Source organism: Streptomyces sp. NBC_01390, assembly GCF_045040105.1.
Classification (GTDB): Bacteria; Actinomycetota; Actinomycetes; order Streptomycetales; family Streptomycetaceae; genus Streptomyces.
Genome location: NZ_CP109551.1, coordinates 2,785,059 through 2,801,254, shown reverse-complemented (window position 1 = coordinate 2,801,254; position 16,196 = coordinate 2,785,059). Strand labels below are relative to the sequence as shown.

Here is a 16,196-nt window from a genome sequence, read left to right as displayed (position 1 = left end):
GTCTACGCCGACAAAGAACGCTGTGACCAGCGGAAACGCTTCCGGAAACTGGACGCTTCGCTCGCCGGGTTCGTCGGTGGGGAGCTGGCAGATCAGCGGTGTGGGTGCGGCTTGACCAGGCCGCTCTGGTACGCGATGACGACGAGTTGGGCGCGGTCGCGGGCGTACAGCTTGGTCATGGCGCGGTGGATGTGGCTGCGTACGGTCAGCGGGCTCACCACCAGTTCGTCGGCGATCTCGGCGTTGGACTTGCCGTGGGCGGCCAGGGCGACCACTTCGCGTTCGCGGTCGGGCAGGGCCTTGGCGGCGTCGGGGAGGGCGAGGAAGCCGTCGTTGTCGGGGGTGGCCAGGAAGCGGCTGATCAGGGCTTGGGGTGGTCAGGACGAGGATGTGCGTTCCGGCGAGTTCTGGCCGGGCGCAGATGGCGGCCGTGGCGGAGACCCCGTCGAGGTGCGGCATGCGGATGTCCCTGATGACGACGTCGGGGCGGTGCTCGGCGGTGAGGTCGACGGCCTCCTGTCCGTCGGCGGCCTCGGCGACCACGGTGAGGTCTTCGACCGAGTCGATGAGGATGCGGAAGGTGGCACGCAGGAGCGCCTGGTCGTAGGTGCCGGTGACGGCGGCGCTGCCCTCGTAGCCGGGCCCGGGGACCAGAAGTTCCTGATCCTCGGCGTAGACGGTGACGTTCAGCTTGGCGTGCTCGCCGGCGTGAGGGTCGCCTCGGTGACGGTCTGCGTGCCGTCGGGCTGCACGATGGTCGCGAAGTTGTTCTTCCTGTCGCCGTACTTCTGGTTCCAGACACTGACCTTGTCACCGTTGGACAGGGTCAGGTTCAGCCAGGACTGCCCGCGGACCTTCTCGGTGCGGCCGTTGAGAGTCAGGGTCCCGGAGGTGTCCACCGTGGGCAGGGCGTATTCGTAGTTCGAGTACTTCGCGTCGCCGAACATGGGGAAGTAGCCCGTCCCCAGGTTGTAGAGGACGCTTCCGCGGGGGCGCAGTGTGACGTCGATCGTCCCCTCAGGAACCTTGGTGCGCAGCTTCATCTCCCTGACGTCGTCGGTCCAGGTGATGTTGTCGGTGTGGATGTCCACGCCCTGCTTGTCGGACAGGCCCGTTCCGGGCGGGAGGGGGATCTCCGACTTCGTGTACCAGCCGGTGTCCTCATTGACCACCGACACCTTCGAGACGGCGCCTGCCTGAAACCGACAGGTTCGCGGGTTCCCGGAGGTGTGAAGCGGCAAACCCGCCGGACTGTGGTTTCTTGTGCGGTGAAGGACCCGCGGGTTCGCCGCGATCTCATGGCGCGCCATTGTCCAGAGCGAGCGCAATGCCCCATGCGTGTTCCGACTGGGACGGCAGTGACGATGCCCCGCCCGGCCGCCGCACGCGAAGGCATGGCCCGACGAAAACCGAGCCTCCGGGGCCAGCGCGTCCTTGCCTGGTCGGGAAGTGCTCCGCTACTGGGACCACGCGGTGTAGCAGCCGTACAGCACCGTCCTGGTGCGGTCGGCCCGGCGCTCTCGTCTGAGGGCTGACGTCGGGGAGAAGAACTTCGCCCCGAGCACGCTACCGATCAAAGGGAAACCGAGGTAGGACGCGGCACCACGGTGACCATCGGGTCACCGTGGTGCCGTAGCTGTCTAGGGTCTCAGCGAGCCGTCGAACACCGCCCAGCCCGACCCCGACCAGTCACCGGGAGAGGTCTGCAGGCGGTGGACGATGGCTCCGGCGCCGTTGACGCCGAACAGTTCGACTCGTCCGTCGGCGTTGGTTTCGGCGGCAACCGAGCGCAGTGAGCCGTCGAACACTCCCCAGCCCGACCCCGACCAGTCACCGTTGGAGGTCTGCAGGCGATGGACTACCGCGTCCTGAGTGTTGGTCCCGAAGATCTCCAGTTGCCCATCGCCGTTGCGCGCGGCGGCGATCGAGGAGCCGAAGACGGGCTCCGAGTAGAGCAGGCGGTTGGGTGAACCGGCGCCGACGTTGCTCAGGACGCCGGGAGTGGACGCGTCGGTGATCCAGCCCTTGATGACCGCGGGTGGGGTGGTGGGTCTGTTCTGCAGGTAGAGCGCGGCGACTCCGGCCACGTGGGGGGTGGCCATCGAGGTGCCGCTGATGGTGTTGGTGTCGGTGTCGGACCCGTTCCACGCGGAGGTGATACCGGTGCCAGGGGCGAACAGTGTCACGCAGGAGCCGTAGTCGGAGTAGGCGGTGGCACGGCTGTCGGAGCTGGTGCTGGCCCCGACGGTGATCGCCGCAGGGGTGCGGGCCGGGGAGTAGTTGCACGCGTTGTCGTTGAAGTTGCCGGCCGCGACGGCGTAGACGACCCCGGAGTTGATCGAGTTGGTGACGGCGTCATCCAGTGGCTGGTAGGCGCTCCCGTCCAGGCTCATGTTCGCTACCGATGGCCCGGAGTGATGGGCCGTGACCCAGTCGACCCCGGCGATGACCGTGGAGAACGGAGCGCTACCGCTGCAGTCGAGCACGCGCACGGGGACTAAGGAGACGGCTTTGGCGACTCCGTAGGTGGACCCGCCGATCGTGCCGGCGACGTGGGTGCCGTGCCCATGGCAGTCGTTGGTGCCGTTGCCGTCACCGACGAAGTCGGCACCGCCGGAGACGCGCCCGCCGAACTGTGTGTGCGTGGCGCGAATTCCGGTGTCAATGACGAAGGCGGTCACCCCCGCCCCGGTGGCGTTGCTGATGTAGTTGTTGTCCAACGGTAGGTTGCGCTGGTCGACGCGGTCCAGACCCCAGGTCGGCGACGGTTGTATGTCATCGACGTGGGCCACACCGTCGGGGTAGACCGAGGCGACGTCCGGGTCGGCACGCACCGCCGCGAGCTGGGCCGACGACAGCGCCGCGGCGAATCCGCTTAGCGCATGCCCGTACTCATGCTCCACCTGCACCCCCAGGGACCGGGCCCGTACCACGGCTGCAGCTGGGTGTCCCGCGGCCCGGCCGGCAGGCTTCGAGCGCAGCACCACGACATACCGGCCGGATATCACCGACTGGCCGTGCACAGCCTCCAATGGAGCCAGACCATCGGCAGGGGTAGCCGCCGAGGCTGCGCCCGGCGCAGCGACGACGAGCACAGCGACCAGCGCCGCCACGGCGAAACACGCCGTTAACCGGCCCGCCCGGGTAGCGCGCTGCCACCGGGCAGTGGATCGTCCGGGTCCGGTAAGCACATCACCGACGACCCCGGTTCTCAGAACACTGACCAGAACACCGATCAGTCTGTGTCGACTTTCCATGCGACTGCCTCTCTTGCACAGAAACGGAATCGATTGCCCCGGGCCGCACTCCTCGACGCCCGGTCCACGGGCCGCGACCGGACGGCCGCCGCCACAAAACACAGGGGGTAGAGCTCTCCCACTGAGGTGCCACCACCACGAGCGGTAGTGCCCGGATCGTGTTGTCCGGTCGGAAGGCGGCCTGGTCCGCCAGAAGCCGCTTGTGGCCGTCCACTTCCGATCAGCGGCCGAATCACCGGCCGTGTGGCTCCTGTGCTGATCGCCCTGCCGGCATGCTGAACGGCATCTGTAGGCCGTTCCCGATGGTGTGCGGGACCGGCGGTGACACACAGGTCGCCACCGGGCCGCCGCCCCCGCAGCGCCAGGCCGGAGAAGCCGGCCGCAAGCAACATGCAGCCGGAGGACAGCAGGCCATCAGCGGACGCGCCGCACTGGACAGACGAAGCACAAAGCTCCCCCTCTCCTCCCCCTTCGCCCCCTTGTCCCTCTGCAGTCAGCCTGGGTGAATGAAAGGGGCATGACCAGAATGCTGCTACGGGGCGGGGACGCAGACGATCGTTTCGGCCCTGCCCGAAAGGCTTGCCCGGCATCACCACGGGGGGTAACAGTGCTGCGGATCCACTTATCGGCCGACGATCTTGCCCGCATCAGGTTCGCGCCGCGGCCAGCACCGCTGACTGAGCTGAGCGTGGCCCTGATAATGCTGACCCGTCCCGACGGCAACGTTCTCTTCGGCCGCTGGAGACGTAATATGCGCCGTTCCCTTCCCGCCAGCACCAGACCACTGTGGGACCTGGTCTCACCCGTAGTCGGGTCCCCCGAATTCGCCGACGCCGCCAGCGACACCGTCACAGAAGGGCTGAGCATCGTGCGGGCCGCGCCGCCCGACCTGATCCGCACCGGGATCGAGATGCTGCATCCCTCGCAAGCGTCCCCGACTCCGCGATGGATACGCGGCCTGTACCAGGGCCACGCCGAATCGTGGCAGCTCCTCCTGCGCGCCCAGCTCGACGCCTACGAGACCATCCTGCAACCCAACTGGCTTACGGTGCAGGACCTGCACCAGACGGAGTTCACCCGTCACGCCCTGGCCACGGCCGAGCACGGCATCGGCGCCGCGCTCGCCGCCCTGCTGCCCAGCTCCCGACTCCACGACGGCGTCTGGGAGATCGACATGCCCCGCCAACGGGACATCCGGCTGGGCGGCCGCGGAGCGATACTCATGCCGACCTTCCACTGGACCGGAAACCCATTCGTCTCCGACCTGCCCGACCGACCCCTGCTGCTGGTCTACCCCGCAGGCTCCGGCCTGCCCCTTCCACCCGCCACAGGCAACAGCGACCCGCTGGCCGGGGTACTCGGCCAGACCCGGGCGGACCTCCTGCGGCTGCTCGCCCACGAACACACAACCAGCGACGCCGCCCGCCACCTCAAAGTCAGCAACGCCACGGTCTCCGAACACACCACCGCGCTACGCAAAGCCGGCCTGATCACAACGGTCCGGGCCGGCCGAGCGGTCCTCCACCACCGAACCCCCCTCGGCACGATGCTGTGCACCCGGTCCCTGTAACCGCGTCAAGGGTGCGCCGCATCGGCGTCTGATCCCTTCGTACGTGTCCGGGCCCCAGGGCGGATTCCACCGCGGTGCCTGCGGGGCGGGAGGTGCTGCTGCGGGGCCTGGAGGCGTTCGCGACGCTCGGATACGACCGGGCGTCGGCGCGGGAGCTCGCGCGCCGTCTCGGGGTCGGACCCACCTTCATCAACGACCGCTACGGCTCCAAGGCCGCCTACTGGCGTGCGGTGGTGGACGCCGCGCTCAGTGCTCAACTCACGGGTATGGCGCAGCCCGCCCCCGGGAGCGCCGACGGGGACGTGGTGCGGCAGTTCGTCAGGGAGTTCTACCGCGTCAGCGTCGGCGAGCCGTACCTCGCCATGCTGATGGCGGACGAGTCCGCACAGGACACCGAGCGGCTGGACTACCTGTACGAGCGCTACATCGGCCCGACGCTCGCCCTCGTTGCGCCCAGCATCGAGAGGCTGATGGCCTCCGGAGGCATGGCGCGGGTCCCCGTCGACGTCGTGTTCTTCGCCATCATCGCCCCCGCGTCGGGACTGGTCCATGAACCCCTCGCCCGGCGCCTCGGCAGCCCGGAAGGCACGTGGCATGCGGACCGTCTGACCAGGGCGCAGGCCCTGGCAGGACTGGTGGTGGACGGCCTGCTGGCGACCGAGCGCCAGTGACCCACTGACGATGGTGTGGGGGAACCGTGCGTCTGTGTGATCGTCGAGCGGATCGCCCAGGGCGTTCTACGTCGCCGGCGTGGGCCTCTGTCAGCTCGGTGTCTGCTCTGACGCCGGCCGCGCGAGCCCGCTCGGAACGAGGGGGAGTGGTACAGAGCGGTACGGAAAGAGAACCTTTGGCGCTCCCGGCCTGGCCGGCCGATCCGCCTCGGTGGCACAGGCCTGAGCCTGTCCGCGTCCGCCGGTGCCGACACGGATCACAGGCAAGGCGTACGGATCACAGACAAGGCATGCCGGTACGGGCACACCCCACTCAGCGCGTCCCGTTGGCCGCGAAGGCCGCGACGGAGTGGACGTTGGTCTTGTCGACGAAGGCGGGACCGGTCAGGACCGGCTCCTCGCCGCCGCCCGTGTAGTTGCCGTTGGTCTTGTACAACCACAGCGAGTCGACCGCCAAGTAACCCTGAAGGTAGGGCTGCTGGTCCACGGCGAACTGGACGGTCCCCTTCTCGACGGCCGCCACCAGTTCCTTGTCAAGGTCGAACGTGGCGACCTTGGCCTTGTTGCCCGACTCGGAGACCGACTGCACCGCCGTCAGCGCGAAGGGGGCGCCGAGCGTGACGACGTAGTCGATGGAGCCGTCCTGGGCGAGCTTCGCCGCGATGGTGGATTTCACCGACGGCATGTCGGTGCCGTTGACGTAGAGGATGTCGGTCCTGCCGCTGAAGGTCTTCCTCACGCCCGCGCAGCGCTGTTCGAGATTCACGTCGCCCTGGGCCTGGATGACACACAGGGCGTGCTTGGCGCCGGCGCTGTTGAGGCGGGTCCCCAGGGCCTGGCCGGAGACCGACTCGTCCTGACCGAAGAACGCCAGCAGGAGAGCCCCGCGTTGAAGCCGACCACCGGGATGCCGGCCCGCTCCGCCTTGGCGACCACATCCTTCATCGCGTCCGGCTTGGCCAGAGTGACCGCGATGCCGTCGACCTTCTGGTCGATCGCGTTCTGCACCAGCGTGGACTGACCGGACGCCGTCTCGTCGTTGGAGTAGATCAGCTTGACGTTGTCCTTCGCGGCCGCGGCCTCGGCGCCCTTGCGGACGGTGTCCCAGAAAGTGTCACCGCTCGGTGCATGGGTGACCATCGCCACCGTCATACGGGGCGTATCAGCCTTCCCGGCCGAAACCTGGGCGATGGGCTCCTCCGCCTTCTTGCCGCCGGATGCGCTGGAGCAGCCCGCAAGCACCAGAGCCGCCGCGGCAACGGCCGGTGCCACTCTGCGGAGGCAATGTGCGGGGAAGTGGTTCATGGCGCTTGCACCTCTGATGCACCTACGAATTAAAACGCTTTAAGCGCTGCTATCATCAACATCGCCACTGGCATGCGTCAAGGGTATGACCCCAACCCACCAGGAGGTGACGTGGGCGACTTCGAGACCGCCGGCCCCGCCGGCGGAAACGGCGCGTCCCCTCGTCCCAGGCTGGAGGACGTCGCCGCGCGGGTGGGCCTCTCCACCGCCTCGGTCTCTCTGGTGCTGCGCGGTGTTCCCGGACCCAGCGAGCGCACCCGCCAGCGCGTCCTGAAGGCCGCGGCCGACCTCGGCTACCGTCCGGACCGCACCGCCAGCACGCTGGCCAGTCGCCGCAGCAGGCTCCTCGGCGTGGTGATCGACATCCACAGCCCGTTCCACGCGGAGCTGGTCGAGCATCTGCACACGGCAGCCGAGGAGATCGGGTACGACCTCGTCCTGAGCACCCGGACCCGGACCCGGACCGAGAGCACCGCGATCGAGACACTCCTGGCCTTCCGGTGCGAGGCGCTCATCCTGCTCGGCTCGGACTCCACCGACGCCGAACTCGCCGAGCTCGCCCGCCGGGCCCCTGTCATCTCCATCGGTCGCCGGATCATCAAGGCCGGCCTCGACGTCGTACGCACCGCGGACGACGCCGGAGTCGGCCAGATCGTCGACCATCTGGCAGAACTCGGTCACCGCTCCATCGTCTACGTGGACGGCGGCAAGGGCGTCATCGTCACCGACCGCCGCCGCGGTTACCGCTCCGCCATGCGCCGCAACACCCTCGACGCCCACATCAGGGTCCTGCACGGCGGAAGCACGGAGCAGGCGGGAGAGCAGGCCGCCCGGCATCTTCTGGAAAGCGGCGATCTGCCGACCGCCGTCGTCGCCTACAACGACCAGTGCGCCATCGGCATGCTCACCGCCTTCAGGCGGGCCGGAGTCGACGTTCCGGGCAAGATCTCCGTCGCCGGCTACGACGACGACACCCTCTCCCGGCTCGCTTCCTTCGACCTCACCACGGTCAGTCAGAACGCCGAGGAACAGGCCCGGCAGGCCGTCACAGTCGCCGTCGAACGCCTGGACCACGGCCGCACCACCCCTCGGGAGATGGTCCTCAACCCCAGCCTGATCGCACGCGGCACCACGTCCGAGCCGCGCTGACCAAGCCTTGTCGCGCCCGCCTCTCTGAATCACCTCTCCGAACCGCCTCTCCGAACGCCGATATGTGTGGCCATTACACCATTTGGTCATTGCATCATTCGGGGGGTCACGGAAAGATATCGGGAACTGAAGGTCGCGCGACAAACCCTTGACACGTTCCCGAAACGCAAGCATGCTCTGGCCATCACTTAAAGCGGTTTAAAAGATCCTTGAGTGTGAGGCATCCGCCGCCCGGCAATGCGGTCTGTCTCCCCGGGAATTCTCGCGAGATTCCAGACGTCCGTAACCCGCTCGTCCGCGCCCACTTTTCTCCGATCGCGCACCGCGACCCCGCATCACGATCGGCACCGCCAGAGCCGCGGCGGCACCGGTTTCCGGCCGCACCGACGGTCCGGAGAACCGCCGCACGATCGCCCCCGGCGCCCCGCCCTCCCCGCGCCGGTCGTCACGAAGGAGCACCGCAGCACATGGAACGCACCCAGACCCGTCGGCCCCAGGGCCGCCGCCTTCCCCGCAGACTGCTGGCCACGGTCGGCCTGTTCACCCTGGCCGCCTCCGCACTGACCGCCTGCGCCAGTGGCAAGGCCACCGACGCCAACGCGGGCCAGGCGACGGCATCCGCCGCGGGCGGCTCGGACTCCGGCGCCAAGAGCAACGGCAAGGTCTCCGTCTACGTCATCGGCGGCAAGGCCGACGACCCGTTCTGGTCCGCCATCAAGCGCGGCGGCGAGGACGCGGCGAAGCTGGTCAAGGCCGGCGGCGGCTCGGTCACCTTCCTCGGCCCGCAGAACTACGACAACCTCGGCCCTGACGCGGCGAAGCTGACCCAGACCGCGCTCTCCCAGAACCCCTCGGCGATCGTCGTCCCCGACTGGGTCCCGGACAGCCAGGACGCGGCGATCAAGCAGGCCGTGGCCAAGGGCGTCAAGGTCTTCATCTACAACTCGGGCGGCGTCGAGGCGGCGCAGCGCACCGGCGGTCTCAAGTACATCGGCTCCGACGACTACGAGGCAGGCAAGGCCGGCGGCGTGAAGTTCGCCGAGTCGGGTGCCAAGAAGATCCTGTGCGTCAACACCGTTCCGGGCGCCGCCAATTCCGAGGCCCGCTGCAAGGGCATCGCCGACGGCGCCAAGAGCAAGGGAGCCACCTCCAAGCAGCTGCCGCTGCCCTCGTCGAACTTCGGCAACCCCTCAGCCGTCACCCAGGCCATCAAGGGCGCGCTGCTGCAGGACGGCAGCGTCGACGCCGTGGTCACCATCGGCGTCCAGGACGCGGACAGCGCCGCCTCCGCGATCGACCAGGCCAAGGCCGGCGACAAGGTCAAGCTCGGCACCTTCGACCTGTCGACGAGCCAGCTGGGCCGGGTCAAGGCCGGCAAGCAGCTGTTCGCCATCGACCAGCAGCCCTACCTCCAGGGCTTCTACGCCGTCTCCATGGCCAACCAGTACCTCTCCTACGGCGTGATACCGCCCCAGAACCCCCTGCTGACCGGCCCGCTCCTGGTCACCGCGGACAACGTCGGCGCAGCCATCGCGGGTACCAAGGCCGGCGTCCGCTGAGAGCCCCGCGCCGGGTCCGCATGCCGAACGCCCGGCGCGGACCCGGTGGCTGAGGCCCCTGCTCGCACCCTCCATCCGAGATTCACGAAGGTGACACCAGACCGATGACTTCCTCACTTCCCGACACGGTCGGCACCACGGCCGAGACGACGGCCGAGTCCGCGCCCGCCGTCTCCGCACCCAAGCGCACCGGAAGCCCCCTGGGCCAGCTGCGGCACCGCCCGGAGGCGGGCGCACTCATCGGAACGATCAGCGTCTTCGTCTTCTTCGCGATCTTCGGCGGTGAGAAGTTCCTGGCCGCGGCGGGTGCGGCGAGCTGGCTGAACATCGCCGCCGAGCTCGGCATCGTCGCCATCCCCGTCGGACTGCTGATGATCGCCGGCGAACTCGACGTCTCCGTCGGCTCGGTCCTCGCCGGCTCCTCGATGACACTGGCGATCGTCTCCGGCCACTGGGGCGCGCCGATGATCGTCGGCATCGTCCTGGCCCTCGGCCTCGGTCTGGTGATCGGCCTGCTCAACGGCATCATCGTCACCCGCACCAATGTTCCGTCGCTGGTCGTCACGCTGGCGACGATGTCCGGTGTCGCAGGTCTGACCCTGGGCCTGTCCCGCGTCGCGACCGGCACGACGAGTGTGGCGATCAGCCCGGACCCGTTCTCCAAGTCGGTGTTCGGGCAGTTGATCGGCGGGCAGTTCGAGGTGGCGATCTTCTGGTGGATCGGCATCGCGGTGCTGGTCTCGGTGGTGCTCCAGATGATGCCGTACGGCAACTGGATCTTCGCGATCGGCGGAGACAAGGAGAGCGCCCGCGCCACCGGCATCCCGGTGACGAAGGTCAAGATCGCGCTGTACATGGCCAGCGGCTTCGGCGCCGCACTGGTCGGCGTGATCCAGACCATCCTCTACAACGGCGCCCAGGTCGCCAACGGCCAGTCCTTCGTCTTCAACTCCATCATCGCCGTCGTCATCGGCGGTGTGCTGCTCACCGGCGGCTACGGCTCCGTCATCGGCATCGCGCTGGGCACGCTGACCTTCGCCATCGTCAACCAGGGCATCTACTACACCGGCTGGAACTCCGACTGGGCCAGCCTCATCCTCGGCATCCTCATCCTCACCGCCGTGCTGATGAACAACACCTTCCGCCGCCTGGCCCTGTCCTACAAGCCCCGCACCGCGAGGAAGGCCTGACCTCCATGACCACCACGCCCCTGCTTCGCATCACCGACGTCAGCAAGTCCTTCCTCGGCACCAACGCCCTCCAGGACATCTCCCTCACGGTGGAAGCCGGCAAGGTCCTCTGTCTGCTCGGCGACAACGGCGCCGGCAAGTCCACCCTCATCAAGATCCTCTCCGGCTTCCACAAGCCCACCGTCGGCACCATCGAGATCAACGGTGAACGCGTCGAGTTCGACAGCCCCCGGGACGCGAGCGCGCGGGGGATCGCCACGGTGCACCAGTTCGGCGGCACCTTCCCGCTCATGGGCGTCGGCCGCTGCTTCTTCGTCGGCGCCGAACCCACCAAGGGCTGGGGCCCGTTCAGGCTCTTCGACAAGAAGCTGGCCGGCGAGATCGCCGTCCGCGAGATGCAGTCCCTCGGCATCACCCGCGTCACCGACGGCAACCGCCTCGTCGGCGCCCTGTCCGGCGGCGAGCGCCAGGCCCTCGCCATCGCCCGGGCCGTCTACTTCGGCGCCAACGTCCTCATCCTCGACGAACCCACGGCCGCCCTCGGCGTCAAGGAAGCCGCCCACGTCCTGCGGATCATCATGCAGGCCCGCGCCAAGGGTGTCGCCGTCATCCTCGTCACCCACAACGTCCGCCACGCCATGATGGTCGGCGACCACTTCGCCGTCCTCATCCGCGGGCAGAAGGCCGACGACTTCCGCAAGGGCGAACGCACCCGTGAGGAGATCACCGACCTCATGGCCGGCGGCGAAGCCATGGCCGACCTCGAAGCCGAACTCGCCCAACTCCAGGCCGACGCCTGAGCGTGTTTTGTTCGGCCCCTCTTTAAAGCGCTCTAAAGCAGGACGGGAAAGGAAACCAGCAATGCCGTTCGAAGTGCTGACCATGGGTCGGGTGGGAGTGGATGTGTACCCGCTCCAGACCGGGGTGGGGCTGGCCGAGGTCACCTCGTTCGGCAAGTACCTGGGCGGCAGTCCGACCAATGTCGCGGTCGCTGCGGCGCGCTACGGGCGTACGGCGGCCGTGATCACCAAGACCGGGCGCGACCCGTTCGGTGAGTTCGTGCGCGCCGCGTTGCAGGGATACGGCGTCGATCCCCGCTTCGTCGGTACGTCGGACGTGGCGCCGACACCGGTGACGTTCTGCGAGATCTTCCCGCCGGACGACTTCCCGCTGTACTTTTACCGGCTGCCGAAGGCTCCTGACCTGGACATCCGGCCGGAGGAGCTGGATCCGGTGGCGGTGCGGGAGGCGGCGGTCTTCTGGATCACGGGGACCGGGCTGAGTGAGGAGCCGAGCCGGGCGGCGACGCTGGCGGCGCTGGAAGCGCGGGCGAAGGCGGGAATCACGGTCTTCGACCTGGACTGGCGGCCGGTGTTCTGGAAGGACGCGGCCCGGACGGCCCCGGCCGAAGCGGGTGCGCTGTACGCCCAGGCCCTGCGCCACGTCACGGTGGCGGTGGGCAATCTCGACGAGGTCGAGGTCGCGACGGGTGAGCGTGAGCCCCGTGCGGCGGCGAAGGCGCTGCTGGCGGCGGGTGTGGAACTGGCGGTGGTCAAGCAGGGCCCCAAGGGGGTCCTGGCCATGGGCCAGGACGGCGTCGCCGTCGAGGTGGCGCCGGTTCCGGTCGACGTGGTCAACGGCCTGGGCGCCGGGGACGCGTTCGGCGGGGCACTCTGCCACGGCCTGCTCTCCGGCTGGGACACACGGCGCACGGTGTCCTTCGCCAACGCCGCCGGCGCGATCGTCGCGGGTCGGCTGGCCTGCTCGGAGGCGATGCCGACCGAAGCCGAAGTCGAACAAAAACTCCAGGAGGCGTCTTACGGCTCCGTTGCCACTGAACGAAAGGCGTGACCTCGTGCTGTCCGAGAACGTGAGCCGGATCGTGTCCGCCCGGGTGAACGATCCCGGTGCGGTGACGGCGGCTGCCGCCCGCCGGGTGAAAGCCACCTCGCTGTTCGGCGAGCACGGCAAGGCCATGATCATCGCCGCCGACCACCCCGCGCGCGGAGCCACTGGCGTCGGCGGCGATCCCAACGCCATGGCGGATCGTTTCGAGCTGCTGGACCGACTGTGCACAGCGCTCGAACGCCCCGGCGTGACAGGCGTGTTGGCCACGGCCGACATCCTCGAGGACCTGCTCCTACTCGGCGTCCTGGACGGCAAGAGCGTGTTCGGTTCGATGAACCGGGCGGGGCTGGCGGGCTCGGTGTTCGAGATCGACGACCGCTTCACCGGGTACGACGCCGAGACGATCGCCGCGATGGGCTTCGACGGCGGCAAGACGCTCACCCGGATCGCGCTGGGCGATCCTGCCACCCCCTCCGTGCTGGAGAACACGGCCTACGCGATCAACGAGCTCAACGACCGTCAACTCATCGCAATGGTGGAACCGTTCATCTCCGTCTGGCAGGACGGGAAGATCCGCAACGACCTGTCCACGGACGCGGTCATCAAGTCGGTCGCCATCGCCTCAGGGCTGGGGCGCCGCACCGCCTACACCTGGCTGAAGCTGCCGGTCGTGGAGGGGATGGAGCGCGTCCTGGCCTCCTCGACCCTGCCGGCGCTGCTGCTGGGCGGTGAGGTGAAGGACGCGGAGACGGCGTTCGCGTCCTGGGGCAGGGCACTCAGACAGCCGACCGCGCAGGGACTGGTCGTCGGCCGCTCCCTGCTCTACCCGGCGGGCGGCGATGTGGCCGGTGCGGTGGACAAGGCGGTGAGTCTGCTGTGACCAGCTCCGCGAGCAAGTACCACCTGCCGGCCGGGAGTTCGGCTGACGGCCCTTACGACGTCCTGGTCACGCCGGAGTCGGCGGGCTGGGGATACTCCGGCCTCAGGATCCTGACCCTGGGACCGGGAGAGGCACACGCCCTCACCACGGACGACAGCGAGTTCCTGGTTCTTCCCCTCGACGGCGGATGCACCGTCACGGTCGGCGGGCAGAGCTTCGAACTCGACGGTCGGCAGGACGTGTTCGCCTCGGTCACCGACTTCGCCTACCTCCCCCGCGAGTCGGAGACCCTCATCAGCAGCGCGCACGGAGGACGGTTCGCGCTGCCCTCCGCCCGTACCGAGCGGGGCTCACTCCCCGCCCGGTACGGGCGCAAGGAGGACGTACCGGTCGAGCTGCGGGGCGCCGGTGCGTGCTCGCGGCAGGTCAACAACTACTGCCTGCCGGGGACCTTCGACGCCGAGCAGCTGCTGGTGTGCGAGGTCCTCACGCCGGGCGGCAACTGGTCGTCGTATCCGCCGCACAAGCACGACGAGGCCCGGCCCGGGGTGGAGTCGGAGCTGGAGGAGATCTACTACTTCCAGGTCTCCGGTGACGGGAACGGGTTCGGCTACCAGCGTGTTTATGGCACCCCGGACAGGCCCATCGACGTGCTGGCGGAGGTCCGCTCCGGGGACACGGTCCTCATCCCGCACGGCTGGCACGGACCGTCGATCGCCGCACCCGGATACGACCTGTACTACCTCAACGTCATGGCGGGTCCGGGTCAGGACCGCGCCTGGCTGATCTGCGACGACCCCGCCCACGGCTGGGTGCGCGGCACCTGGGACACCGAGGACATCGATGACCGGCTGCCCTTCGGCGCCGAGGGGAACGAGTAAATGGAAACGATCAGGCTCACCACGGCCCAGGCGCTCGTGCGCTTCCTCGCCAACCAGTACAGCGAGCGGGACGGGCAGGAGCAGCGTCTCGTCCCCGGTGTGTGGGGCATCTTCGGGCACGGCAACGTGGCCGGAATCGGCCAGGCACTGCTACAGGCAGCGACGACCGGCGAGGCCGACCTGCCCTACTACCTGGCCCGCAACGAGCAGGGCATGGTCCATGCGTCGGTGGCCTACGCGAAGATGCGTGACCGACTCGCCCTCTTCGCCTGCACGGCATCCACCGGACCCGGCTCGACGAACATGATCACCGGAGCGGCGCTCGCGACGACCAACCGCCTGCCGGTACTGCTGCTGCCGTCGGACATGTTCGCCACCCGGGCCGCCGACCCGGTGCTCCAGCAACTGGAGGACACCCGGGGCGGGGACGTCACCGTCAACGACACCTTCCGCGCCGTGTCGAAGTACTTCGACCGCGTCCAGCGCCCCGAACAGCTCGTCCCCGCCGCCCTGGCGGCCATGCGAGTGCTCACCGACCCCGTCGAGACCGGGGCCGTCACCCTCGCCCTTCCGCAGGACGTGCAGGCCGAGGCGTACGACTGGCCCGTCTCCTTCTTCCGGCACCGGGTCTGGCATGTGGGCCGCCCGGTGCCGGAGCCGGCCGTCGTCGAGCGGGCCGCCCGGCTGCTGCGGGGTGCGAGGAAGCCGCTGATCGTGGTGGGCGGCGGCGCGGTCTACTCCGGCGCGGAGACCATGCTGCGAGCCTTCGCCGAGGCCACCGGCATTCCGGTGGCGGACACGCACGCCGGCAAGGGCGCGGTGCCGTGGGACCACCCGTACGCGGTCGGCGGCATCGGCTCGACGGGGTCGTACGCGGCCAACGAGCTCGCGAAGGACGCGGACGTGGTGCTGGGCATCGGCACCCGGTACTCCGACTTCACCACCGCCAGCCACACCGTCTTCGCCAACCCGGACGTCACGTTCGTCAACCTCAACGTGGCCCGCCTGGACGCCGTCAAGCACTCCGCCGAGCCGCTGGTCGCGGACGCCCGCCTCGGCGTCCAGGCCCTGGCCGGGGCGCTCGACGGCTGGGAGGTGGAGCCGTCGTACCGCGCGAGGACCCGTGAACTCATCGCCCGTACACGGGAGATCGAGGAGCGGTGCTTCACCGTCGGCCATGGTCCGCTCCCGGCCCAGACGGAGATACTCGGCGCCCTCAACGACGTCCTGGACGACCGCGCGGTGGTCATCAACGCGGCCGGGTCCATGCCGGGCGATCTGCAACAGCTGTGGCGGGCGCGCGATCCGAAGGCCTACCACGTCGAGTACGCCTACTCCTGTATGGGCTACGAGGTGGCCGCCGGGGTCGGCGCGAAGATGGCCGACCCGAGCCGCGAGGTCGTCGTCCTGGTCGGTGACGGCTCGTATCTGATGATGGCTCAGGAGATCGTCACCATGGTCTCCGAGGGCCTCAAGGTGATCGTCGTCCTGGTCCAGAACCACGGCTTCGCCTCGATCGGCGCGCTGTCGGAGTCGCTGGGTTCACAGCGCTTCGGCACCAAGTACCGCTATCGGGACGGCGATTCGGGCCACCTCGACGGAGACGTCCTCCCGGTCGACCTCGCCGCCAACGCCTCCTCGCTCGGCGCGGACGTCCTGCACGCCACCTCGGTCGAGGAGTTCCGCGCGGCGATGGAGAAGGCGAAGGCGGCCACCCGTACGACCGTCGTGCACGTCGAGACCGATCTCTACGGCCCCAACCCGCCCGGTCACGGCTGGTGGGACGTCCCGGTCAGCGAGGTCTCCGCCCTCGACACCACCCGGACCGCGTACGAGACCTACGCCACCCACAAGCACAACCAGCGTCACTACCTCTAAGGACACCG

At 68.8% G+C, this 16,196-nt stretch carries 12 protein-coding genes and 2 pseudogenes; 10 read left to right on the top strand and 4 right to left on the bottom strand.

What is annotated here, in order from left to right; all coding sequences use genetic code 11:
• Nucleotides 1-92 precede the first annotated feature (92 nt).
• From OG241_RS12455 to OG241_RS12445, 3 genes and pseudogenes are all read right to left on the bottom strand, one after another.
• Nucleotides 93-654, bottom strand: a pseudogene (locus OG241_RS12455) (LuxR C-terminal-related transcriptional regulator).
• Between the two features lie 32 nt (nt 655-686).
• Nucleotides 687-1,172 carry a lipocalin-like domain-containing protein gene (locus OG241_RS12450; RefSeq protein WP_405815323.1) on the bottom strand — a complete coding sequence of 162 codons (486 nt, stop codon included), beginning with the start codon at nt 1,170-1,172 and terminating at the stop codon, nt 687-689.
• Nucleotides 1,173-1,640: 468 nt separating this feature from the next.
• Entirely contained in the window at nt 1,641-3,257 is a 1,617-nt protein-coding gene (locus OG241_RS12445) for a S8 family serine peptidase (RefSeq protein WP_405815322.1), read from the bottom strand.
• 751 nt (nt 3,258-4,008) lie between these two features.
• Here OG241_RS12445 and OG241_RS12440 point away from each other — a divergent pair.
• On the top strand, nt 4,009-4,827 hold the full coding sequence (locus OG241_RS12440; RefSeq protein ID WP_405815321.1) for an ArsR/SmtB family transcription factor: 819 nt from the start codon (nt 4,009-4,011) through the stop codon (nt 4,825-4,827).
• 74 nt (nt 4,828-4,901) lie between these two features.
• Complete coding sequence (locus tag OG241_RS12435) at nt 4,902-5,498, top strand: TetR/AcrR family transcriptional regulator (RefSeq protein WP_405815320.1); 597 nt, start codon at nt 4,902-4,904, stop codon at nt 5,496-5,498.
• Between the two features lie 313 nt (nt 5,499-5,811).
• Here OG241_RS12435 and OG241_RS12430 read toward each other — a convergent pair.
• Nucleotides 5,812-6,803, bottom strand: a pseudogene (locus tag OG241_RS12430) (sugar ABC transporter substrate-binding protein).
• Nucleotides 6,804-6,914: 111 nt separating this feature from the next.
• On the opposite strand from OG241_RS12430, the gene OG241_RS12425 reads away from it, so the two are divergent.
• The 8 genes from OG241_RS12425 (at nt 6,915) to iolD (ending at nt 16,188) form a co-directional block, all read left to right on the top strand.
• Complete coding sequence (locus OG241_RS12425) at nt 6,915-7,952, top strand: LacI family DNA-binding transcriptional regulator (RefSeq protein ID WP_405815319.1); 1,038 nt, start codon at nt 6,915-6,917, stop codon at nt 7,950-7,952.
• Between the two features lie 467 nt (nt 7,953-8,419).
• Entirely contained in the window at nt 8,420-9,511 is a 1,092-nt protein-coding gene (locus OG241_RS12420; RefSeq protein WP_405815317.1) for a sugar ABC transporter substrate-binding protein, read from the top strand.
• Between the two features lie 104 nt (nt 9,512-9,615).
• Nucleotides 9,616-10,701 (top strand): ABC transporter permease, encoded by a 1,086-nt coding sequence (locus OG241_RS12415; protein WP_405815316.1) that lies wholly within the window; start codon nt 9,616-9,618, stop codon nt 10,699-10,701.
• Between the two features lie 5 nt (nt 10,702-10,706).
• Entirely contained in the window at nt 10,707-11,501 is a 795-nt protein-coding gene (locus OG241_RS12410; protein WP_405815315.1) for an ATP-binding cassette domain-containing protein, read from the top strand.
• A 61-nt stretch (nt 11,502-11,562) separates the two neighbouring features.
• Nucleotides 11,563-12,552, top strand: a complete 990-nt coding sequence (gene iolC / locus OG241_RS12405) for a 5-dehydro-2-deoxygluconokinase (RefSeq protein WP_405815314.1) — start codon at nt 11,563-11,565, stop codon at nt 12,550-12,552.
• A 4-nt stretch (nt 12,553-12,556) separates the two neighbouring features.
• Nucleotides 12,557-13,429, top strand: a complete 873-nt coding sequence (locus OG241_RS12400; RefSeq protein WP_405815313.1) for an aldolase — start codon at nt 12,557-12,559, stop codon at nt 13,427-13,429.
• Entirely contained in the window at nt 13,426-14,310 is an 885-nt protein-coding gene (gene iolB, locus OG241_RS12395; protein ID WP_405815312.1) for a 5-deoxy-glucuronate isomerase, read from the top strand. Before OG241_RS12400 ends, iolB begins: the two co-directional genes overlap by 4 nt.
• Nucleotides 14,311-16,188 carry a 3D-(3,5/4)-trihydroxycyclohexane-1,2-dione acylhydrolase (decyclizing) gene (iolD, locus tag OG241_RS12390; RefSeq protein ID WP_405815311.1) on the top strand — a complete coding sequence of 626 codons (1,878 nt, stop codon included), beginning with the start codon at nt 14,311-14,313 and terminating at the stop codon, nt 16,186-16,188.
• The last annotated feature ends 8 nt before the right edge of the window (nt 16,189-16,196 follow it).